The sequence below is a fragment of the Streptomyces afghaniensis genome (assembly GCF_044327915.1).
GTDB lineage: Bacteria > Actinomycetota > Actinomycetes > Streptomycetales > Streptomycetaceae > Streptomyces > Streptomyces afghaniensis.
On record NZ_JBIRGJ010000002.1, the window covers coordinates 117,816 to 138,576 of the forward strand.

Here is a 20,761-nt window from a genome sequence, read left to right on the forward strand (position 1 = left end):
CATGATGAGGCGGACCGTCCGCTTCCCCACCGACGGACCGCCGATCGCGCCCCACACGCCCGGGAGTCCCACCCTTGCCTGCGTCGACCGCAGAATCCGCACTGTTCTCCGTCGCCCTGGTCGGTGCCGGCCCGCGCGGAACCAGCGTCCTGGAACGCCTCTGCGCCTCCGCCCCGGAGCTCCTCCCGCCCGGAGCCCGGCTGACGGTCCACGTGATCGACCCGGACCCGCCGGGCCCCGGCCGCGTCTGGCGTACCGACCAGTCTCCCGAGCTGCTGATGAACACCGTGGCCTGCCAGGTGACCCTGTTCACCGACGACAGCGTGGACTGCTCGGGCCCGATCCGTCCGGGCCCGAGCCTGCACGAGTGGGCGCGCGGCACGCTCGGCCCGGACGAGTACCCGACCCGGGCGGAGTACGGCCGCTACCTGGAGTGGGTCTTCGCGCAGGTCGTACGGGACGCGCCGGCGACCGTCCGCGTCGAGACGCACCGGGCACGCGCGGTACGGCTCGACGACACCCCCGGCGGCCACCAGGCCCTCACCCTCGACGACGGCCGCACCCTGACCGGCTTGTCCGCCGTGGTCCTGGCCCAGGGGCACCTGCCGACGGCCGCGGACCCCGTGCAGCGGCGCCTGGCGGCCCACGCCGCAGAGCACGGCCTGCGTCACGTCCCGCCCGCCAACCCGGCCGACGTCGACCTGTTCTCGATACCGCCCGGCGAGCCCGTGCTGCTGCGCGGCCTCGGCCTCAACTTCTTCGACCACACGGCCCTGCTGACGACCGGCCGCGGCGGCCGTTTCGTCCGGGACGCCCAGGGGCTGCGCTATCTCCCCTCCGGCCGCGAACCTCGGCTGTACGCCGGTTCGCGGCGCGGCGTCCCGTACCAGGCGCGCGGCGACAACGCGAAGGGGGCGTACGGCCGGCACGTCCCGCTGGTCCTCACACCGGAGGTGATCGCCGGCTTCCGCAAGCGCGCCGACTCCGGGGAGGCGCCCGACTTCCTGGCGGAGATATGGCCATTGGTCGCGAAGGAGGTGGAGACGGTGTACTGCACCGCGCTGCTCCGGGGGGCGGGGGCCTCGGCGCGGCAGTGCCGGGAGTTCACCGGCCACTTCCTGTCCGTACCGCACGGTGATCCGCAAGAGGCCGTGCTGCTGGGCGAGTTCGGCGTGGCGGACGCCGACCGCTGGTGCTGGGAGCGGATCTCCCGGCCGTATGCCGGACGGCACTTCGCGCACCCCGGTGAGTGGCGTGACTGGCTGCTGTCGCACCTGCGCGAGGACGCCGCGCAGGCCGCCCTGGGCAATGTGCGCGGCCCGCTGAAGGCGGCCCTCGACGTGCTGCGCGACCTGCGCAACGAACTCCGGCTGATCGTCGACCACGGCGGCCTCGCCGGCGCCTCCCGCCGGGACCACCTGGACCGCTGGTACACCCCGCTCAACGCCTACCTGTCCATCGGCCCGCCCCGGCGCCGCATCGAGGAACTGGCGGCCCTGGTGGAGGCGGGTGTGGTGCGAGTGCTCGGGCCGCGCCTGAAGGTGACGGAGGCGGACGGGGCCTGGGCGGCCCACTCACCGGACGTACCGGGTTCGGCCGTCCGTGTGAGAACCCTCATAGAGGCCCGTCTGCCGGAACCCGACCTGCGGAAATCGGCCGACGGACTGCTGGCGGAGCTGCTGCGGACCGGAGGGTGCCGTCCGCACACCGTCGACGGTTATGGGACAGGCGGGTTGGATGTGACGCCACGCCCCTACCATCTGATAGACCGTCAGGGAGCCCCGCATACCAGGCGGTTCGCCTTCGGTGTACCGACGGAGGGCGTGCACTGGGTGACGGCGGCGGGGGCTCGTCCGGGTGTGGATTCGGTCATGCTTTCGGACGCGGACGCGGTGGCGAGAGCCGCTCTACGTGCGCTTGCGACACAAAGCGATCCCCAAGCACAGGTGAACCAGTGGCCAAATGTTGAACTTGCAAGCATCAATTAGGCACACCTAACGTGGGTTACTCATCGGTTCTGTCCCCCGACCGGCCGTCCCCAGGCCGGCCGACCGAAGGAGACCCCCACATGACCGCACGCCTCAATGGCGCGCAGCCGTACGCCCTCGGGCTGTTCCGGATCGTCATCGGCCTGCTCTTCGCCTGCCACGGCGCCGTCGCGCTCTTCGGTGTCCTCGGAGGTGTCGACGGCAAGGGCGGCACCGCGGCGACCGGTGCCTGGCCGAACTGGTACGCGGCCGTCATCGAACTCGTCGGCGGCACCCTGGTGCTGCTGGGCCTGGGCACCCGCGTCGCGGCGTTCGTAGCCTCCGGCGCGATGGCGTACGCCTACTTCAAGGTCCACCAGCCGCAGGGCCTGTGGCCGATCGAGAACAGCGGCGAGGGCGCGGCCATGTACTGCTGGTCCATGTTCCTGCTGATCTTCACCGGTTCCGGCGCGTTCGGCGTGGACCGGCTGCTGGCCAGGCGCACCTCGGCGCAGGGCCGGCAGGCCACGGACCAGACGCCGGTGGCGGCCTGAGCCGCGGCTCGGACCGCACTGCGCGAAGCGGCGCCTCCCCTCGTGTGAGGGGAGGCGCCGTTCTGTTTGCCGCATGCGGAGAGTTTCCGTGCCGAACCCCCCGTGAAACGCCCGTCACGCCCAGGCGTACGCTGTATGGCTGTCATCGGCCACTCCTGCCGCTCCGCCGCGCCATCGCGGCACGGTCTGGCCCACGGGGGACCAACGGGGAGTTGCGGTGCTGGAGCATGTGGGGTCGCTGTTCGGCAGCCCATGGATCTACGCGGTGGTGGCGCTGTCCGTCCTGCTCGACGTGTTCCTGCCGGTACTGCCCAGCGGCGTCCTGGTGATCACGGCGGCGACGGCGGCGGCCGCGGGTTCGGCGGCCGACGTGCCCGACATCCTGGTGCTGACCCTCTGCGCGGCCACCGCCTCCGTCCTGGGCGACCTGGCCGCCTACCGCCTCGCCTGGCGCGGCGGCGACCGACTGGACCGGGCGATCTCCCGCTCCCGGCGCCTGACCACCGCGCAGGAACGTCTCGGCACGGCCCTCGCACGGGGCGGCGGCGCCCTCGTCGTCCTCGCCCGCTTCGCGCCCGCCGGCCGCTCGGTCGTCTCCCTGGGCGCGGGCGCCGCCCACCGCCGCGCCCGCGACTTCCTCCCCTGGTCGGCCCTGGCCGGTCTCACCTGGGCCGTGTACAGCGTCGCCCTCGGCTACTTCGGCGCCCACTGGCTGGGCGCGAGCTGGCTGGGGACGGCGGTGTCGGTGGCGGCGCTGTTCGGGGCAGGGGCAGGGGCGGCGTACCTGATGCGCAGGGAACCGCGGGCGACAGGCGTGTCGTAGGACCAGGGCGCTCGGAGGTGTCCCGGCCGGCCCTGGTTGTCAGGCGGCGTCGGATGTCCGCCGGGCCCCGGCGCCGCGGATCTCCAGCCCGTCCAGCAACTCGGCCGTGGCCTGCGCGACGGCCTCCACGGCGCGGTCGAACACCTCCTGGTTGTGAGCGGCGGGGGCGCGGAAACCCGACACCTTCCGCACGTACTGCAACGCGGCAGCCCGAATGTCCGCTTCCGTGGCCTCTTCGGGCAGGGCGGGCGGACGCAGGGTCTTGATACTCCGGCACATGCCCCCAGTCTCGCCCTTTCGGCCTCCGTACGACAGCGACGACTGCGATGATCTCGGTGAGGCGGCCACCACCGTGGGGCCGACCGAAGAGAGGAACCCGACATGGGGAACGAACTCACCGTGGCCGTCCTGGGTCCCGGCGGCGTGGGCGGACTGCTCGCCGCGCTGCTCTCCCGCGCCGGCCACCGGGTGATCTGCCTGTCCGGCGAGGAGACGGCCCGTACCCTGCGCACGGACGGCCTCCGGATCCGCAGCGCGCACTTCGGCGACTTCACGGCCCGGGTCGAGGCGGACACGCAGTTGCGCGAACCCGTCGACGCGTGCCTGGTGGCCGTCAAGCACACCACCCTCGACGCCGCCCTGGCGCGCGTCCCCGCACCCGCACTGGGCGACGGACTCCTCGTGCCGTTCCTGAACGGCGTCGAACACCCGGCGACCCTGCGCGCCCGCTACCGCCCCGACCGCGTCGCCCCCGCCGTCATCCGCGTCGAGTCGACCCGCGTCGCCCCGGGCGTCATCGAACACGGCAGCCCCTTCGCGGAGATCGACCTGACCGGCACGGCGGTACCCAGGACCCGCCTCGACACCCTCGCCGAGGCCCTCACCGCCGCCGGCCCGGCCACCCGGGTCCAGGACGACGAGACGGCCGCCCTGTGGGCGAAGATGTCTTTCCTGGCCCCGATGGCCCTGCTGACCACCCGCCACGCCGCCCCTCTCGGCGAGGTCCGCACCCGTCACCGCGACGAACTGACCGCACTGGTCGAGGAGACGGCCGCGATCAGCCGCGCGTGCGGCGGCCCGGCGGACCCGGCGCAGGTCCTCGACCGCTACGACGCCTTCCCGCCGTCGATGAAGTCCTCGATGCAGCGCGACGCCGAGGCGGGCCGGCCGCTCGAACTGGACGCCATCGGCGGCGCGTTGCTCCGGGCGGCCGAGCGACACGGCATCGCGGCTCCGGTGACGGCCCGGGTGGTGGGCGAGCTGGCCGCCGGCCCGGGCGCGGAGGCCCCGCGGAGGCGCTGATCCGGCGAGGCTCCGCGAACGCCGACCACCACGACCACGAGCAGTCATCTTGTCTGACTGACGGTACTGCCGGACTCTCGATATGGTGCAAGCGGCGCGAAGGGGGACGGGCATGCGCAAATTCTTGTCGTCGTTATTCAGAGCGGCTCACCAACGCCTCAGCCTCACCCGGGAACTGGCGCAGAAGGAGAACCACTTCCGCTCCCTGGTGCAGGGCTCCAGCGACGTCATCATGCTGGCCGCACCCAGCGGCGTCCTGAGGTACGTCTCCCCGGCCGCCGCACGTGTGTACGGCCGGCCGGCGGAGGAGCTGGTGGGTACGGAACTGGCCAACCTCATCCACCCGGAGGATCTGGGCGGCGTCCTCCACGAGGTGCGGCGTTTCCTCGCCGCCGACCCGGTCGAGGAACCCACCACGCTCATCGAGTGCCGTTTCCGGTCCGGCGACGGAACCTGGCTCCATGTCGAGTCGACCGTCAACCGGCATCAGGGCGGGCTCATCTTCAACAGCAGGGACGTGACCGAAAGGGTCCGGCTCCAGGCCCAGTTGCAGCACTACGCCGAGCACGACCCGCTCACGGACCTGCCCAACCGCGCCCTGTTCACCAAGCGCGTCCAGCACGCCCTGTCCGGCAGCCACGTCTCCGACCGGGGCGTGGCCGTGCGGAACACGGCGGTGCTGTTCATCGATCTCGACGGCTTCAAGGCGGTCAACGACACCATCGGGCACCAGGCCGGGGACGAGCTGCTCGTCCAGGCCGCCCGCCGCCTCCAGGACTCCGTCCGGCAGGGCGACACCGCCTCCCGGCTGGGCGGCGACGAGTTCGCGGCCCTGATCGTCGGGGACAACACCCGTGACAGGGCCGCACGGGAACGGCACATACTGGAGCTCGCCGACCGGCTCAGGACGACGCTGTCCCAGCCGTACGTCATCGACGGCCACGATGTCCGTGTCAACGCCTCCATCGGCGTGGCCTTCGCGGAGGCCGGCCTCGGCGCGGGCGATCTGCTGCGCAACGCCGACCTCGCGATGCACCGAGCCAAGGCGGGCGGCAAGGCCCGCGTCGAGCTGTACAAGCCGCAGATGCAGCAGGACGTCGTACGGAAGGCGGAGCTGGCCACGCGCCTGCGGGCCGCGCTGCACGACGGCGAGTTCACCCTGCTGCACCAGCCGGTGGTGTCCCTGGAGGACGGCCGGATCACGTCGGTGTCCGCGCAGGCGCGCTGGCGCTCCTCGCAGGGGGTGCTGTTCACCCCGGCGGAGTTCCTGCGCGCGGGCGGGGACGGCGACGAGACCGGCGAGCTGGGCCGCTGGATGCTGGAGCAGGCTGTCGAGCAGGCCGCCGCACGGCATGCGGCGGGCCTGGCAGTGCCGGTGGCCGTCCGGATGAGCGCCCGTCGGCTGCTGGACGAGTCGATGTCGCTGGGCACCATCGAGGCGCTGCTCACGCGGCACGGGCTGCCGTCCGGGTCGCTGATCATCGAGCTGTCCGACGCCCACTCCGACTCCGACCCGAGACTCTCCCTGGACGAGCTGGAACGCCGTCTGAGTGCCCTCAGACGTATCGGGGTCCGGATCGCGCTCGACGGGTTCGGCAGTGGCTACGGGGCGATCACGGCCCTCAGGCGGCTCCCCGTCGACATCCTCAAGCTCGACCACGGCCTGGTCGAGGGAATCGTCGAGTCCCCGCGGCTGCACAAGATCGCCAGTGGCCTGCTGCGCATCGCCGGCGCCCTCGGACTGCAGTCCTTGGCCGACGGGGTGGACCTGCCCGAGCAGGCCGTCGTCCTGCGCGAGATGGGCTGCACCCACGGACAGGGCATGGCCTTCTCCGGGCCACTGGACGAGTACCGGCTACGCAGAGCGCTGGCCTCGGCACACCTCCCGGTACCGCACGTCCGGCCCGGAACCTCCTTCGAGGGCGGCGACGTCCGGGGCACCGCATCCAGCGGCGACTCCTTCAGCGAACCGGCGCTCGCAGCGGCTGAGTTGCTGCGCGCGTACACGCCGCACAGCCCGGAGGAGGCCGCCACGGTAGCCAGAGCAGCGGGTGAACTCGAGCACGCCCTCGCCCGGCTCTTCGCACGTCTGGGACCGCCTCCCGAACCGACGACAGCACCCGTGTACGACCCGGCAGGAAGCGGTGACGGAGGCGCGCGGCAGTGAGTGTGGAAGAAAGCAGCGGTGCTCCGCCCCTTCCGCCGGACGACCTCGTCGTCTCGGTGGGTCTGGAGATCGCCATGAAGTGGGGTGCCGCCCTCGGCGGACCCGAGCAACTCAAGGTTGCGTTAGCCGCCCTGGAACCACAGCTGAAGCGGGATCACCAGATCCGGCTCAGGCACCTGGACATGCAGCGGGAGGCGGCCGAGCGCAAGGACCAGAACGCCAAGGCCGCCGCGGAGCGCGAGGAACGGCTCGCGCGAGAGAAGCGCCAGCACGCGCTCTGGATGACGGGTCTGTACGTGGGGGCCGTGATCAGCATCGCCATGCTCGGCGCCGGCATCTACGTCGCCAGGGACGTGTGGTGGCTCGCGATCATGCTGTGCGGTCCCAGCCTGATCGCCATGGGCAAGCTCTACGTCCTGCGGCGCAGCGACAGTGAGGACATGGAGGCAGTGGCCCGGAGCGCCCGGGACACTACGAACGCCGCCGGGCAGGCGCAGCCTCCGCCCCTTCTGTGAACGCCCTGTTCCGGGGCGGGCCGGGGGCGATGCCGTACGGCGCGCCATGGGAAGGAACTCGCATGGCCAATTCGAACAGGCGTATCATTGGGTCGTGGCAACGACCTATGACTTTCCGAGTGACCTCCTCGCCGGTCAGGAGGAACTCCATCAGGTCCGGGCCGAGCTGTCGGCCCTGCTGAAGCGGCTCCCCTGGTCGGTCGAACCACTGGACGGCTTCAGCGACGACAACGGCTGGCGCAAGGTGGAGCGCCCCGCCTCACCCGGCTGGACAGCCGACGAACAGGCCGAAGTGGAGAAGCTCCGGCGGCGGGAACACGAGCTCGCGGTGTTCATCAGCACCCACCGCTACTGGTCCGAACTCACCGGCCCCGAGCGGGTGGCGGCCCGCTCGGAACTGAAGCACGCGCACGAGGCTCCGCCGGAGGAAACCGACGGAGCCCCGTAGCGCCCGAACCTCCGGAAAAGCGCCCCGGGCCGCAGTGGGCCCGGGGCGCTTCTGACGATCCGATGGCGGAAAGATCCGGTGGGCGCGGACGGTTTCGAACCGCCGACATCCTGCTTGTAAGGCAGGCGCTCTACCCCTGAGCTACGCACCCGGCTCCCGGGCCACGCGCCCAGGACGAGTCGACAGCCTACATTGCCCGGGGCGCGGTCCCGCAAACCCGATCCGTGGGTGGACCCGGGGGTTAACCCCACTGTCGTTCCGGGAGCGGTCCGGATCCCCCGGCGGGCCCTGAATCCATACGGTCGTAGAGCGCTCGAAAGCGCTCGTCGTCCGTCCAGGGGGAGATCGTCATGGCCCGCACCACTCGCACTGCCGGCACCGCCGGCACCATCCGCACCGTCTCGGCCCGCGCGGTCGCCGCCGGTGCCGTCGTGGTGCTCGTCGCCGGTCTCAGCGCCTGCGGCGCGTCCGCGGGGGACGATACCGACCCCGACCACCGGTCCTTCGACCTCCAGAGCCGCACGCTCACCGTCGACTCCGACGACTCGGCCCTCGAGATCGTCGCCGCCGACGAGAACCCGGCGGGCAGGATCGAGGTCACCCGGTGGTTCCAGGGCTCGGTCGTCGTCGGCAAGGAGCCCCGGGCCACCTGGTCCATGCGGGACGACCGGCTGGTGCTGCGGCTGAAGTGCTCCGGCTTCGTCGTCGACTGCTCGGCCAAGCACCGCGTCGAGGTGCCGCGGGGCGTCACCGTGAAGGTCCAGGACGACGACGGCAGCGTGCGCGCCCACGGCTTCCGGGATCCCCTGGACATCCGCACCCGCGACGGCTCGGTCCGCGTCACCGACACCACCGGCCCCCTGAACATCCGCACCGGTGACGGTTCCGTCCGCGTCACCGACACCACCGGCCCCCTTCGGATGCGCACCGGCGACGGATCCATCCGGGCGGACGTCTCCTCCCGTGACGTCCGCACCCGCACCGGTGACGGCTCGGTCCGCCTGGAACTCGGTGCCGTACCGGACCGCGTCGAGTCCCGCAGCGGCGACGGTTCCGTGACCATCGCGCTGCCCAAGGCCGCCTACCGCGTGACCACCGAGACCGGTGACGGCGGCGTGGATGTGTCCGTCCCCCGCGACGAGAGCAGCTCTCATGTGGTGTCCGCCCACACCCGCGACGGCAAAGTGACGGTCCGAACAGCGAACTAACCGGCCCGTGTGTTCGTCCTTAACCGGTGGGAGAATGACAACCGGGCAGGGTGGACCACAGCACGGGAGAGGGATGTGACGGCGACTCCAGCGCAGCCGTACTCGCCGTCGGTGCCGCGCGCACATCGCCCGAGCCGCCGCCTCCGCCGTACCCCCGGCCCGCTCCGTGACGCGATCACCCTGATGGGACTGCCCCTGCTGGCCGCGCTGGCGCTGCCCGCCGCCTTCGCGGGCGGGGGCACCCGGCGCTGGTTCGGCGGTCGTGCCGAGAGCCAGCGGGCCGAGGCACAGGCCGCGAAGGACGCCGCCGCGGCGGCCTTCTACGAGCTCGACACCGCGCAGCGCGACCTGCGCATCTCGATCGAGACGATCACCGCCGTCGACGACTCCCCCGCCGCCCGGCGCGCCGTCGCCGACTTCGACGCCCTCGGCCGGCGCATCGACGAGGCCAGCCACCAGTACATCAACGCCGTCGACGCCCACGACCTCGACCGCGACGACCTGGAGGCCTCGGCCGCCTCCCGCGCCCGCACCGAGCTGACCGCCGCCAAGGAGGAACTCGGCCGGGTCAAGCAGGACCTGGACCGGTTCACCGACGGCCTCGGCCCGCTGCTCGGCAAGGCCGAGACCCAGCTGGCCCGCCTCGCCCCCGCGGTCGAACGCGCCCGCCAGGCCCTGCTCGCCGCTTCCAACGCCCTCGACTCCGTACGGGCGACAGGACTGAAGGCCGACGACCTCGCCGCCCGTCTCGCCGCCCTCTCCCCCGAGCTCACCAAGCTGAACCAGGGCGCCGGGCAGCACGGCGTACCGCAGACCCTGGAGCGGGCCGAGCGGGTCACCCGCGGGGCCGAAGCGGTCCGCGTGGAGGCCGAGCGGCTGCCGGAGCGCGCAGCCGAGATCGATCACCGGCTCGTCTCCCTGCGCACCCGCGCCCAGGCCCTCACCACCCGCTCCGAGCAGGTCGAACCGATCCTGAGCGAACTGCGCCGCCGGTTCACCGTGGCCTGCTGGCAGGACCTGCAACGCGTCCCCGGCGTCGCCGCCGAGAACGTGCGCCGGGCCGAGACGAAACTGGCCGAGGCCCAGTCCGCCCGCGACGAACAGCGCTGGGCCGATGCCACGGCCCTGCTGTCGACCGTACGAGCCCTGCTGAACACCACCGACGAGGCCGTCTCGGCCGCCGGCGACCGCCTGCACCGCTTGAACACCGTGCAGAAGGACCCCCAGCAGGAGATCGAACGCACCCGCTTCGCCATCCGCGACGCCCAGCGCCTGGCCATGGCCGGCCGCAACACCCCCGACCCGCGCCACGCCCGCCCGCTGGACGACGCGGTGTCCCGCCTGGAACGCGCCATCGCCACCCTCGACGGCCGCCACCCGGACTACTGGCACTTTCTCATGGAAACCGAAGCGGTACGCCGGGCCGTGTCCCGCGTGGTGTCCGAGATCCGCGAGGAACGCGGGGCGGCCGGCCATTGACCGTCCCGGCCGAGTGACGGTGCCGGTCGAGTGACCGTGCCGGTTAACCTGTGCGCATGCCTCGCTACGAGTACCGCTGCCGGACCTGCGGCGACACCTTCGAACTCAGCCGTCCCATGGCTCAGTCCTCCGCTCCCGCGGCATGCCCCTCGGGTCACGACGACACGGTGAAGCTCCTTTCCACCGTCGCGGTCGGTGGCTCGGCTGCCGCCCCGGCACCGGCGCCCCGCCCGGCCGGCGGCGGTGGCGGCTGCTGCGGAGGCGGCTGCTGCGGCTGACGCCGCTTCCGGGATTTCCTCAGGAGTCCTTCAGCTTCGGTTCCCTAGCGTGGCGGCATGACAGCCATCGCAGCGGACGCCGGACCGCAGTGGGTCAACGACCTGATGGACGCGCTGGGCGCACCGGGTGCCGGTCTCGCCATCGCCCTGGAGAACCTGTTCCCGCCGCTGCCCAGCGAGGTGATCCTGCCGCTCGCCGGGTTCGCCGCGAGCAGCGGGCGGATGAGCCTGCTCGCGGTCCTGCTGTGGACGACGGCCGGCTCGGTGATCGGCGCGCTCGCGTTGTACGGAATCGGTGCGCTGCTCGGCCGTGACCGGACGGTGGCGATGGCGGCCCGGCTGCCGTTGGTGAAGGTCTCCGACATCGAGCGGACGGAGGCGTGGTTCCTGCGGCACGGCACCAAGGCGGTGTTCTTCGGCCGGATGATCCCGATCTTCCGCAGCCTGATCTCCGTGCCGGCAGGTGTCGAGCGCATGCGCCTGCCGGTGTTCCTGGGGCTGACCACGCTGGGCAGCGCGATATGGAACACGGTGTTCGTGCTCGCGGGCTACCTCCTCGGCGCGAACTGGCACCAGGTGACGGACATCGTCTCCACCTACTCGAAGGTGGTCCTGGCGGTGGCTGCCGTGGCGGTGGCGGCGTTCGTCGGAGTACGGCTGCTACGACGCCCCAAGGAGACACGCCCTCAAGGGGCGCGGGGAACTGCGCGAGCGGCCACGACGGCGCCGCACCCGCACGACGACGACCACCCCACCCGAACGCTCAGGCGCCCCGCACTGCCCCCAGAAACTCCCGCAGGATCCGCTCCCCCGCGAGAACGCCCCGCTCGGGAAGCACTCTGATCGAGGGAGCCGTGAAGCCGGCGTCGGCCAGCTCCCCGTGACCGGGCCGCCAGCCCTGGTCCGCCGCGAGGAGCAGGTCGGTGTCGAGCAGGGAGTCACCCGCGGCGAGGGTGAGATCGGCGCCGGTCCTCCGGGCGATCTCGCGCATCGCCGCGCTCTTGGTGAGCGGCTTGGGCACGGCGTAGATCTTGCGGCCCTGCAGAGACACGGTCCAGCCGCGGTTCTCCGCCCACACCGCGAGTTCCTTCACCCAGTCCTCGTCCAGCAGTTCACGCTCGACGACGAGGTAGGCGAAGAGGTCGTCGGCGACGCGGTGCTTGCGCACCCAGACCGGGTCGGCGGCCCTGAGCAGGTGTTCCTGCACCTCGGCCAGGGGCGCGCACTGGTCGGCCAGCCGCGCGGTCACCTGTGCGTGCCAGTCGGGGTCGGACACGCCGTCCACCAGGATGTGGCCGCCGTTCGCGCAGATCGCGTAAGTGGGCGCGGGGCCCGGCAGATTGATACGCAGGTACTGCTTGCGCGTGCGGGTCGTCGTCGGCACGAACACGGCCGTGTCGCCCAGGTCCGTGAGGAGCTGGGCCGCCGTCTCCGTCATGTACGACAGCGGTCTGCTCTCGTGCACCTCCACGCACAGCAGCCGGGGCGCCCGTGCGTCCGGCATGGTCAGCGCCAGGGCGGCAGCGGAGTAGATCAGTGTGCGGTCGAGGTCGCTGGCGACGAGTGCGGGCATCAGAGGGTCACCGCCTTGCCATCGGCGCCGGTCGCGCCCCGGGTGTACCTGGGGTGGATCAGGCCGACGCAGGTGTAGGGCAGTTCGGCCACCTCCTCGACGGGTACGCCGCGTTGCCCGGCCAGCAGGCGTACGTGGTCGAGGTCGCTGCCCGCCCCGGCCCGTGCCAGGACCTTCCAGGGCACGCGGCGCAGCATCACCCGGGTGGTCTCGCCGACACCGGGCTTGACGAGGTTCACGTCGTGGATGCCGTACTCCTCACTGATGCGCTCGACGGCGGCCCAGCCCTCCCAGGTGGGCGAGCGGTCGGCGGCGAGCAGTTCCTTGGCCTGGGCGCAGGCGGCGTCCGCCACTTCGGGGAAGCGTGCGGAGACGGCGTCCAGGAAGGCCACCGAGACGTCGGTGCCGGCGAGTTCGCGGTAGAACTTCGCGCCGTGGAAGTCGTGCGGGCCCACCAGGTCCGCGCGCAGCACGGTCCGCGAGATCAGGCCGGAGACGGTGGAGTTGAGGCAGGCCGAGGGGATGAGGAAGTCCTCGCGGGTGCCGTAGGTCCGTACGCAGGAGCCCGGGTCGGCCAGGACCGCGATCTCGGGGTCGAAGCCGGTGATGCCGTCGGACTTCTCGAACTCCTCCAGGGCCTGGGCGAGTTCGCGGGTGATGGCGCCCTTGCCGGTCCAGCCGTCGACGAACACGACGTCCCGCGGGTCGTGGTGCCCGGCGAGCCAGCGCAGGGCGTTGGCGTCGATGCCGCGGCCGCGGACGATCGACACGGCGTAGTGCGGCAGGTCGAGACCGTGCCGGTGCTGGGCCCAGCGGCGCATGAGGATGCCGATCGGGGTGCCCGCGCGGGCCAGGGAGACCAGGACCGGGCGGGGCGACCGCTCGGCCAGGACGGTCTCGGTGACCACGCCGACCGCCTGGGCGATGCGGGCCGCCGAGTCCTCCAGCGCGGCGTGGAACAGCTCCTGGTACTGCTCGCTGGGCTGGTACTCCACGGGCAGCGACTCGGCGTAGTGCGCGCCGCCGCTCTGGATCGCCTCCTCGCGCTCCTCGGTCGGCGCCTCCAGCGTCACGTCCGAGAGGTCCTGGAGCAGCCAGCCGACCTCCTCGGGTGCGTACGAGGAGAAGGCGGGGCCGCGGAGGGGCTCGGGCAGCATGGAGGGCCTTTCGGGGGCGTGCGGGGCCTCGGGGGCGTACGACGGTACGACGGCGAGGAGGACCTCGGGGGTGTGCGCGGCGAGCTGGGCCAGCAGGCCGTCGGGCGCGTGCAGCGGGGGCGTGTCCGCGGCCGAGTCGACGACGGCGATCACGGCGTCGAAGCCGGCCCCCGCGACGTTGTAGGCGTACCGCTCGCCGGGGCCGTCCGCGGGGTTGTCGTGGGCGGGGAAGCGCAGGCGGGTGCGTATCGCGTAGCCGGGGTCGTCGACGGCGAGGACGGGCGAGCGGGTGGTGGTCGAGTAGCGGACGTCGGCGTCCGTGGTCCGCTCCAGGGCCTCGGCGAGCCGCAGCGGGGCGTACATGAGCTCTTCGAAGCCGAGCACGAGCACGCGGCGGGCGTCGGCGGGCAGTGCCTCGGCGAGCCGGGCGGCCATGCCGGGCAGGGCCTTCTCCAGGCGCTCCCGGTGCGCGGGGGTGAAACCGTGCCGGCCGCCGTCGGGCAGGCCCTCGGGCCAGCGCAGGTCGACGCGGGTGACGTGGGGGTGGGCGAGGTCGTCGTCCGGGTGCGGGCCGGTGGAGGCCGGCCGCGCGGTTCCCCGCGCCCCCGGGTTCTCCGCCCCGTACCGCGTCACCAGGTCCTGCCCCTTCTCCAGCACCCCCTCGGGCAGCCGTACGGTCCCCGAGGCCGCTGCAACGAGATCCACTCGGGCGCCGATCTCACGCGCGAACTCCTCCAGCCGGCCGGCGTCGGCCGCCGACCGCATGTCCACCAGGGCCACCACGACATACCTCCGCCGCGGATACCGCTCATGAAGATCCCGGACGGTGTTCAGCACCGTGTTCCCCGTGGAGAACTCGTCGTCGACCAGGACCAGCGGCCCGTCGCCGGAGAGCAGCGCGGGATCCTCCGGCAGCAGCAGGTGCGAGGTCGCGTGCGAGTGGGACTCCTCGAAGCCGCCGGCCGGGTCGAGACCGGCGACGGGGCGGCGGGTGGAGTGCAGGTAGGGGGCGAGGCCCAGACCGTCGGCGACGGAGTGGCCGAGGCCGGTCGCGGTCTCCGCGTAGCCGAGGACGACCGCGCGGCGCGCCTCGTCGGGGCCCAGCAGTTCTCGGACGCGGCGGCCCAGCTCGAAGCCGTGGCCGTAGACCACGGACGGCGACTGCGGGACGTGCTTGCCGAGCACGTTCGACACCAGCAGGTGGGCCCGCTTGGGGTTGCGGCGCAGGGCCAGTCCCAGCAGGCCGGTCAGCCGGTCGTCGCCGACGAGCTCGACGCCGAGCCGCTCGGCGACCCAGCTGCCCGACCAGACGCCCTCGGCACCGTCGGCCTTCCCGGCCCGCACTCCGTCGCCGTCGTCGTCGCCGTCGCGCACCTGGTGGTGCACCCCCTCGTTCACTGCCTTCTCCATGAATTCCCTGCGTCGAAGTCGCCGGTCTGCCGGCGAGCCTGCGTTCCTCGGCTGCCGCGCGTTCAGTCGCGCAAGCCGGCCGCGAGCAGCTCCACGAAGCCGATGTCCTCGTTCGCCACGCCGAAAACCTCGGCACGCAGCAGGGTCCGCTCGGCCCAGGCCCGATGCGGCTTCACCTCGTTCATCTTGTTCGTGTACGCCGACCTCAGCACACCCCCGCCGCCGCGCTCGGGGCGCAGGATGTCCTGGGCGTCCGAGAACTCCTCGTGGCTGACGACCGACAGGGCGTGCACGGGCAGCACGTGCGAGGGGTGGATGCAGGTCTTGCCCAGCAGTCCGTTGGCCTGGTCCAGGGAGATCTCCCTGAGCAGGCCGTCCATGGCGTGCTCAATCAGCTTCTCGCGCAGTTCCGCGGCCTGCACCTCAAGGAAGGGGCTCTGCCGCAGCAGCGGCTTGAACATGCGCTCCTGGACCCGGAAGTACTCCCACACCGGCCCGGTCACGGTGAAGCCGGTCCCGTCGGCGCGGCCCAGCATGTTCACCACGTCGGCGATCACGGAGGCGACGATCTGGACGTCGTAGGCCGTCATGTCGGGACCTCTGCGCAGCCCGTAGGAGGAGCAGAAGTCCGTCACGCCGAGGCGCAGGGCGAGGACGCGGTCGCGGTACTTGTCGACGGCCCGGGAGATGCCCTCCAGGGTCGCCACGCGCGACTCGCGGTAGAGCAGCTCCGGCGACTCCAGCACCGGCATGGCGAAAAGGCGCCGGCCGCCCTCCGCCTCGGCGCTCGCCAGCGCCTCCAGGAAGGGGATGCCGCGTTCCTCGGTGAACTTCGGCAGTACGAATCCGGACAGCACCCGGACGGCGGGCCCGAGGCGGCGTACCAGGTCGGGGATCTGCTCGGGGACGCGGACCCGGATGAAGAGCAGCGGCAGGTCCGCGCCCGGGCGGTCGGCGAGGGCCGTGAGCTGGCGGACGAGGTTCTCCTCGCCCGGGCCGACCTCCGCGTCGTCGATGGAGTCCTCCAGGCACAGGACCATGGAGACCACGCCGCGACCGGCCTGCTTGAGGATGTCGTCGGCGAGGCGGGGCCGGGTGGCCGGGCTGTAGAGCGTGGCGCCGAGGGCGGCCGACAGCAGCCAGGCCGGCGAATCCGCGGTGAACGTACACGGCTCGCGGTAGAAGAGACGCTTCCGCACCTCAGGGGCGATGTGCCCGAAATGACGCATGGAACTCCCCCGTGGTGGTTGTGCGACCTGCGAATCGTCGAAAGCTGGCCGGTAATAGTACGTAGAAGTCCATGGCAGAGGTTCCCATCAGGCATGAATTTCAGGTAACGCGGGCAAGCACAGCCAGGCCCGGCCATGACGACGGTAGTCCGCGAGGGCCGTCCGCGCCGCTCGTGGCGCCGCGGGCCCCCGCGTTGTCGTGAGCAGGACCGAGAAGGCAGGATGACCGCATGACGCACGCGATGCTGAAGGGGTCGAACGTCCCGCTGGAAGCCACCACGGTGCGCGCCGTGCTGCGCTGGACACCCGGGCAGGGGGTTCCGGACGTCGACGCCTCCGCGCTGCTCCTCGGCCCCGACGGTCATGTGCGCTCCGACGAGGACTTCGTCTTCTACAACCAGCCCCGGCACCCTTCCGGGAAGGTGTGGCGGCTCGGCAAGAAGCGGGTCGCCGAGGGCCTGACCGACACGATCCAGACGGATCTCGCCGGTGTCGAGTCGGGGGTCAGCCGGATTCTGCTGGTCGCTTCGGCGGACGGCGTCACGTTCGACCGCGTACAGGCACTGCGCATTCTGCTGTACGACGCGGCGGGCACCGGCGCGGAGGCTCTGGCGTACTTCGACGTCAAGCCGGAGACGGGCCAGGAGACCGCGCTGATCTGCGGCGAGCTGTACCGGCGCGGGGAGGGCTGGAAGTTCCGGGCGCTGGGCGAGGGCTATTCGAACGGGCTTCAGGGGCTCGCGACCGACTACGGCATCTCGGTCGACGAGTCGGAGGCCATGGAGGAGACGGCCGCACAGCCGACGACGACCGCGGACCCGGCCCAGCCCACGACCTCCGCGACCACCCAGCAGCCCCCGGCCGCGTCCCAGCCCGCCCCCGAGGTGTCCCGGCCGCTGCCGCCGGAGCAGCCGACCGCGGTGCCCGCGCAGCCCGCGTACGGCTATCCGCCCCAGCAGCCGCCGGCGACCCAGCCGGCGTACGGCTACCCGCAGCCCACGAGCCAGCCCGCGTACGGCTACCCCCAGGCACCGGCGGCCGCGGGCGTCACGGGCGCGCAGTCCGGCTACGGCTACCCGGAGCCGGTCGCGGCCGCGGCCCCCGACCCGGACTTCCGCCTGCCCCCGCAGGGCCCGCAGTTCATCGGACGCTAGCCAGGGCCGGACGTTGGGGTGTCCGGCTAGCGCTCGACCTTCGTCTTGTAGCCCCGGCCCCACTGGAGCCCCCACCCGTACAACCGGTCCAGCTCGGCCTGGAACCCGTAGACGAACTTCGCCTCGCGGCGCACGATGATCTCGTCCTTGACCTTTTCGATCATGACGACGGCGCAGGAGCGGGCCTGTGGCTGGCGTTCGTCGAGGTGGATCTCGATGCGGGGGCCGTTGCTCGGGTAGAGGGTGACGATGGCGTGCGCGCGGTCGAAGGCGGGTGTCTGGTCGTAGATGTAGACGAAGACCAGGAGCCGCTTGATGCTGTCGCGGTGGTCGAGGTTGATGTACATCGTCTCGCCGGACGCGGAGCCGAAGCGGTCGTCGCCGCTGAGCTTGACGTACGGCGGGGCGTTGACGTCGCCGAAGTAGCCGCCGAGGGGCTGGACGACGCCTTTGCTGCCGTCCTGGAGTTCGTACAGACAGCCCAGGTCGAGGTCGACGTTCACCACACTCTGGCTGTGGCCGATGACCTCCGGCGGCTTCAGGGCCCTGAAGGGGTGCCTCAGCAGACTCTCGCGCTGCGGGCCGCCGATGTCGGAGGTGCGCATCCGCCAGCTCAGATTGACCCGGAGATGGCCGGTGGCCGCGCCCTGTTTGGTGAGTGATATCTGCGCGCGCCGCTTGGTCAGTTCGATCGCGTTGGTTGCCGCGTGCCCCGAGTCGAACTGCACATCGCGCCCACGCCGGAGTCCGTCGAACAGGCCCATTCCGCCCCCACGTTCCCTTGGTGACCGCGGGTCCTCGCCGTACCCACGGCCCTTGACGACCGACGGGGCGGCCCCGAGGAGTCGCCTCGGTGGCCGCCCCGCACAGAGCGTTCCTCACCCGGAGGGGTGTCACACCCCGGACGAGACCTCAGTCTTCTCGTCCGAGCCGGCTTTTCCCTCGGCCGCGGCGATCGCCCTGTTGCGGCGCACGGAGGACCAGAAGGAGGCGGCGATCAGAATGACGCCGATGGAGCCGGTGATGAACTCGTTGATCTCGTACTGGATGGTGACGAGGAGGACCATGGCGAGCGCGCCGATGGCGTAGTGCGCGCCGTGCTCCAGGTAGACGTAGTCGTCGAGGGTACCCTCGCGGACCAGGTAGACGGTCAGCGACCGGACGTACATGGCGCCGATGCCGAGGCCGAGAGCCATCAGGACGATGTCGTTGGTGATGGCGAAGGCGCCGATCACGCCGTCGAAGGAGAAGGACGCGTCCAGGACCTCCAGGTAGAGGAACATGAAGAACGCGGCCTTGCCGGCCAGCTTGATGGCCGACTTGGGCTTGCCCTCACGGGCGGCCTGCTCCTCGGCCTCGTGCTCGCGCTCCTCCTCCTCTTCGAGTTTGTCCTCGAAGTAGCTGGAAAGTCCGCCGACGATCATGTATGTGATCAAGCCCGCGATGCCGGCGAGCAGCACGGTCTCCGCCTTGTCGGCGTGGGTGCCGCCGTGCTGGTGGGCGTTGGCGCCGAAGGTGATGGAGGAGATCAGCAGGACGATCAGGGCGATGCAGACCGACAGCATGTCGATCTTGCCGGCCTTGGCCAGCGGGCGCTCCAGCCAGCCGAGCCACTTGATGTCCCGGTCCTCGAAGATGAAGTCCAGGAAGATCATCAGCAGGAACATGCCACCGAAGGCGGCGATCGACGGGTGGGCGTCGGTGACGTACTGCTGGTACTGGTCCTTGTCGGTGAGCGCGAGGTCGACGGCCTCGATCGGGCCCAGCTGGGCACTGAGCGCGACGATCACCACGGGGAAGATCAACCGCATGCCGAAGACGGCGATCAGAATGCCGATGGTGAGGAAGATTTTCTGCCAGAAGGCATTCATCTTCTTCAGGATCCCGGCGTTGACCACCGCGTTGTCGAAGGACAGCGAAATCTCGAGGACGGACAGGATCGCTACGACACCGAACGCGGTCCATCCTCCGTAGAAGACCGCTGCGACCAGGCCGAGCGCGGTGACCGCGAACGACCACCCGAAGGTTTTCAGAACCACTGGCTACCCAATCGTGTGTGTACGGGGCTCCCCCGCGCCGTACCCGGCTTTACGAACTTTTGAAGCCGAAGTCTAGTCGGGCCCCCTCCGCACCCCACCGGGCCCCGGGTTTTGCTCATATCGCGTTATGAGACGTTGACCCCGAAGTCCAGTGCGATGCCCCGCAGCCCCGACGCGTACCCCTGTCCGACGGCCCTGAACTTCCATTCGCCCTGGTAGCGATAGACCTCGCCGAAGATCATCGCGGTCTCCGTGGAGGCGTCCTCGCTGAGGTCGTACCGGGCGAGCTCCTGGCCGTCCGCCTGGTTCACCACGCGGATGAAGGCATTGCTGACCTGGCCGAAGGTCTGGTTCCGCTCGTCGGCCATGTGAATGGAGACGGGAAAGACGATCTTGTCGCAATGGGGCGGCACCTTGGAGAGGTCGATCAGGAGCGACTCGTCGTCGCCGTCGCCCTCACCGGTGAGGTTGTCACCGGTGTGCTCCACGGAACCGTCCGGGCTCTTGAGCTGGTTGTAGAACACGAACCACTCGTCCCCGAGCACGCGTCCGCCGCTGCACATCAGCGCGCTGGCATCGAGGTCGAACGGGGCTCCGGTGGTGGAGCGCGCGTCCCAGCCGAGCCCGACCATCACCTGCGTGAGGTTCGGTGCGGCCTTGGACAGGGAGACGTTGCCCCCTTTGGCGAGCGTGACGCCCATGATGCTGTCCCTCCCCGGGTGGTGTCTCTCAGGTGGTCCTGCACGTCCGGCGCCGCACGTAAACCGTGCGGCGCCGGACAGGAAGACCCGGGGGCCCTGTCACCAGGGCCCTTCAGCTGGCTCAGACGTTCACACCGAAGTCCTGCGCGATGCCGCGCAGGCCCGAGGCGTAGCCCTGACCGATGGCGCGGAACTTCCACTCCGCGCCGTGCCGGTAGAGCTCACCGAAGACCATGGCGGTCTCGGTGGAGGCGTCCTCGCTCAGGTCGTAACGGGCGATCTCCGCGCCGCCCGCCTGGTTCACGACGCGGATGAACGCGTTGCGCACCTGGCCGAAGGACTGCTGACGGGTCTCGGCGTCGTAGATGGAGACCGGGAAGACGATCTTCTCGACGTCGGCCGGGACAGTGGCGAGGTTGACCTTGATCTGCTCGTCGTCACCCTCGCCCTCACCGGTGAGGTTGTCGCCGGTGTGCTCGACGGAGCCGTCCGGCGTCTTGAGGTTGTTGAAGAAGATGAAGTGCTGGTCGTTGGCGACCTTGCCGGAGTTGTTCAGCAGCAGCGCGCTGGCGTCCAGGTCGAAGTCGGTGCCGGTCGTGGTGCGGACGTCCCACCCCAGACCGACGATGACCGCGGTCAGGCCCGGCGCCTCCTTGGTCAGCGATACGTTGCCGCCCTTGCTGAGGCTGACTCCCACGAGTCCTCCATTGGTGTCCAGGGGCGGGATGCCCCGTTGTGCTCGGATGTCGGATCAACG

19 protein-coding genes, 1 tRNA gene and 1 pseudogene are annotated in these 20,761 nt (G+C 71.2%); 12 read left to right on the forward strand and 9 right to left on the reverse strand.

Annotated features, from left to right (window positions below):
- The first annotated feature begins 74 nt into the window (after positions 1 to 74).
- The 3 genes from ACH4G3_RS06805 to ACH4G3_RS06815 all read left to right on the forward strand — a co-directional run bounded on the left by ACH4G3_RS06805 (position 75) and on the right by ACH4G3_RS06815 (position 3,344).
- On the forward strand, positions 75 to 1,988 hold the full coding sequence (locus tag ACH4G3_RS06805; RefSeq protein WP_397623491.1) for an FAD/NAD(P)-binding protein: 1,914 nt from the start codon (positions 75 to 77) through the stop codon (positions 1,986 to 1,988).
- Between the two features lie 80 nt (positions 1,989 to 2,068).
- The gene (locus ACH4G3_RS06810; protein WP_354735308.1) at positions 2,069 to 2,521 is read left to right on the forward strand and encodes a DoxX family protein; all 453 of its coding nucleotides are present in this window, start codon (positions 2,069 to 2,071) and stop codon (positions 2,519 to 2,521) included.
- 217 nt (positions 2,522 to 2,738) lie between these two features.
- Positions 2,739 to 3,344 (forward strand): DedA family protein, encoded by a 606-nt coding sequence (locus tag ACH4G3_RS06815; RefSeq protein ID WP_397623492.1) that lies wholly within the window; start codon positions 2,739 to 2,741, stop codon positions 3,342 to 3,344.
- A 39-nt stretch (positions 3,345 to 3,383) separates the two neighbouring features.
- Here the strand turns inward: ACH4G3_RS06815 and ACH4G3_RS06820 are convergent, their stop codons facing one another.
- Positions 3,384 to 3,623: a DUF2277 domain-containing protein gene (locus tag ACH4G3_RS06820; RefSeq protein ID WP_397623493.1), complete on the reverse strand. Its 240-nt coding sequence runs from the start codon at positions 3,621 to 3,623 to the stop codon at positions 3,384 to 3,386.
- Between the two features lie 102 nt (positions 3,624 to 3,725).
- On the opposite strand from ACH4G3_RS06820, the gene ACH4G3_RS06825 reads away from it, so the two are divergent.
- The 4 genes and pseudogenes from ACH4G3_RS06825 (at position 3,726) to ACH4G3_RS06840 (ending at position 7,776) form a co-directional block, all read left to right on the forward strand.
- A complete protein-coding gene (locus tag ACH4G3_RS06825) occupies positions 3,726 to 4,646 on the forward strand; it encodes a ketopantoate reductase family protein (protein ID WP_397623494.1) in 921 nt (306 codons plus the stop codon).
- Positions 4,647 to 4,803: 157 nt separating this feature from the next.
- Positions 4,804 to 6,813, forward strand: a pseudogene (locus ACH4G3_RS06830) (putative bifunctional diguanylate cyclase/phosphodiesterase); the annotation flags it as partial.
- Positions 6,810 to 7,328 (forward strand): hypothetical protein, encoded by a 519-nt coding sequence (locus ACH4G3_RS06835; protein WP_397623495.1) that lies wholly within the window; start codon positions 6,810 to 6,812, stop codon positions 7,326 to 7,328. The pseudogene ACH4G3_RS06830 and the gene ACH4G3_RS06835, both read left to right, overlap by 4 nt.
- Positions 7,329 to 7,422: 94 nt before the next feature.
- Positions 7,423 to 7,776 carry a hypothetical protein gene (locus ACH4G3_RS06840; protein ID WP_020271068.1) on the forward strand — a complete coding sequence of 118 codons (354 nt, stop codon included), beginning with the start codon at positions 7,423 to 7,425 and terminating at the stop codon, positions 7,774 to 7,776.
- Between the two features lie 79 nt (positions 7,777 to 7,855).
- On the opposite strand, the gene ACH4G3_RS06845 is transcribed toward ACH4G3_RS06840, so the two are convergent.
- Positions 7,856 to 7,927 (reverse strand) — tRNA-Val (locus ACH4G3_RS06845).
- 199 nt (positions 7,928 to 8,126) lie between these two features.
- Between ACH4G3_RS06845 and ACH4G3_RS06850 the strand changes: the two genes are divergently transcribed.
- From ACH4G3_RS06850 to ACH4G3_RS06865, 4 genes are all read left to right on the forward strand, one after another.
- The gene (locus tag ACH4G3_RS06850; protein WP_397623496.1) at positions 8,127 to 8,984 is read left to right on the forward strand and encodes a DUF4097 family beta strand repeat-containing protein; all 858 of its coding nucleotides are present in this window, start codon (positions 8,127 to 8,129) and stop codon (positions 8,982 to 8,984) included.
- Between the two features lie 75 nt (positions 8,985 to 9,059).
- Positions 9,060 to 10,463 carry a coiled-coil domain-containing protein gene (locus ACH4G3_RS06855; protein ID WP_397623497.1) on the forward strand — a complete coding sequence of 468 codons (1,404 nt, stop codon included), beginning with the start codon at positions 9,060 to 9,062 and terminating at the stop codon, positions 10,461 to 10,463.
- Between the two features lie 56 nt (positions 10,464 to 10,519).
- Entirely contained in the window at positions 10,520 to 10,741 is a 222-nt protein-coding gene (locus ACH4G3_RS06860) for an FmdB family zinc ribbon protein (protein ID WP_397623498.1), read from the forward strand.
- A 57-nt stretch (positions 10,742 to 10,798) separates the two neighbouring features.
- The gene (locus ACH4G3_RS06865; RefSeq protein WP_397623499.1) at positions 10,799 to 11,584 is read left to right on the forward strand and encodes a DedA family protein; all 786 of its coding nucleotides are present in this window, start codon (positions 10,799 to 10,801) and stop codon (positions 11,582 to 11,584) included.
- Here ACH4G3_RS06865 and ACH4G3_RS06870 read toward each other — a convergent pair.
- The 3 genes from ACH4G3_RS06870 to ACH4G3_RS06880 all read right to left on the reverse strand — a co-directional run bounded on the left by ACH4G3_RS06870 (position 11,505) and on the right by ACH4G3_RS06880 (position 16,110).
- A complete protein-coding gene (locus ACH4G3_RS06870) occupies positions 11,505 to 12,314 on the reverse strand; it encodes an HAD family hydrolase (RefSeq protein ID WP_397623500.1) in 810 nt (269 codons plus the stop codon). The genes ACH4G3_RS06865 and ACH4G3_RS06870 overlap by 80 nt on opposite strands.
- Positions 12,314 to 14,881, reverse strand: coding sequence for a phosphoribosyltransferase (locus ACH4G3_RS06875; protein WP_397623501.1), 2,568 nt, complete (start codon positions 14,879 to 14,881; stop codon positions 12,314 to 12,316). The genes ACH4G3_RS06870 and ACH4G3_RS06875 overlap by 1 nt, the downstream gene beginning before the upstream one ends.
- 62 nt (positions 14,882 to 14,943) lie before the next feature.
- On the reverse strand, positions 14,944 to 16,110 hold the full coding sequence (locus tag ACH4G3_RS06880; RefSeq protein ID WP_397623502.1) for an HpcH/HpaI aldolase/citrate lyase family protein: 1,167 nt from the start codon (positions 16,108 to 16,110) through the stop codon (positions 14,944 to 14,946).
- Between the two features lie 230 nt (positions 16,111 to 16,340).
- Between ACH4G3_RS06880 and ACH4G3_RS06885 the strand changes: the two genes are divergently transcribed.
- On the forward strand, positions 16,341 to 17,264 hold the full coding sequence (locus tag ACH4G3_RS06885; RefSeq protein ID WP_397623503.1) for a TerD family protein: 924 nt from the start codon (positions 16,341 to 16,343) through the stop codon (positions 17,262 to 17,264).
- A gap of 26 nt (positions 17,265 to 17,290) precedes the next feature.
- Here the strand turns inward: ACH4G3_RS06885 and ACH4G3_RS06890 are convergent, their stop codons facing one another.
- The 4 genes from ACH4G3_RS06890 to ACH4G3_RS06905 form a co-directional block, all read right to left on the reverse strand.
- Positions 17,291 to 18,028 carry a TerD family protein gene (locus ACH4G3_RS06890; RefSeq protein WP_397623504.1) on the reverse strand — a complete coding sequence of 246 codons (738 nt, stop codon included), beginning with the start codon at positions 18,026 to 18,028 and terminating at the stop codon, positions 17,291 to 17,293.
- A 129-nt stretch (positions 18,029 to 18,157) separates the two neighbouring features.
- Positions 18,158 to 19,303, reverse strand: coding sequence for a DUF475 domain-containing protein (locus ACH4G3_RS06895; protein ID WP_397623505.1), 1,146 nt, complete (start codon positions 19,301 to 19,303; stop codon positions 18,158 to 18,160).
- Positions 19,304 to 19,428: 125 nt separating this feature from the next.
- The gene (locus ACH4G3_RS06900; RefSeq protein WP_397623506.1) at positions 19,429 to 20,004 is read right to left on the reverse strand and encodes a TerD family protein; all 576 of its coding nucleotides are present in this window, start codon (positions 20,002 to 20,004) and stop codon (positions 19,429 to 19,431) included.
- Positions 20,005 to 20,125: 121 nt separating this feature from the next.
- Entirely contained in the window at positions 20,126 to 20,701 is a 576-nt protein-coding gene (locus ACH4G3_RS06905; RefSeq protein ID WP_397623507.1) for a calcium homeostasis/redox stress adaptation protein, read from the reverse strand.
- Between the last annotated feature and the right edge of the window lie 60 nt (positions 20,702 to 20,761).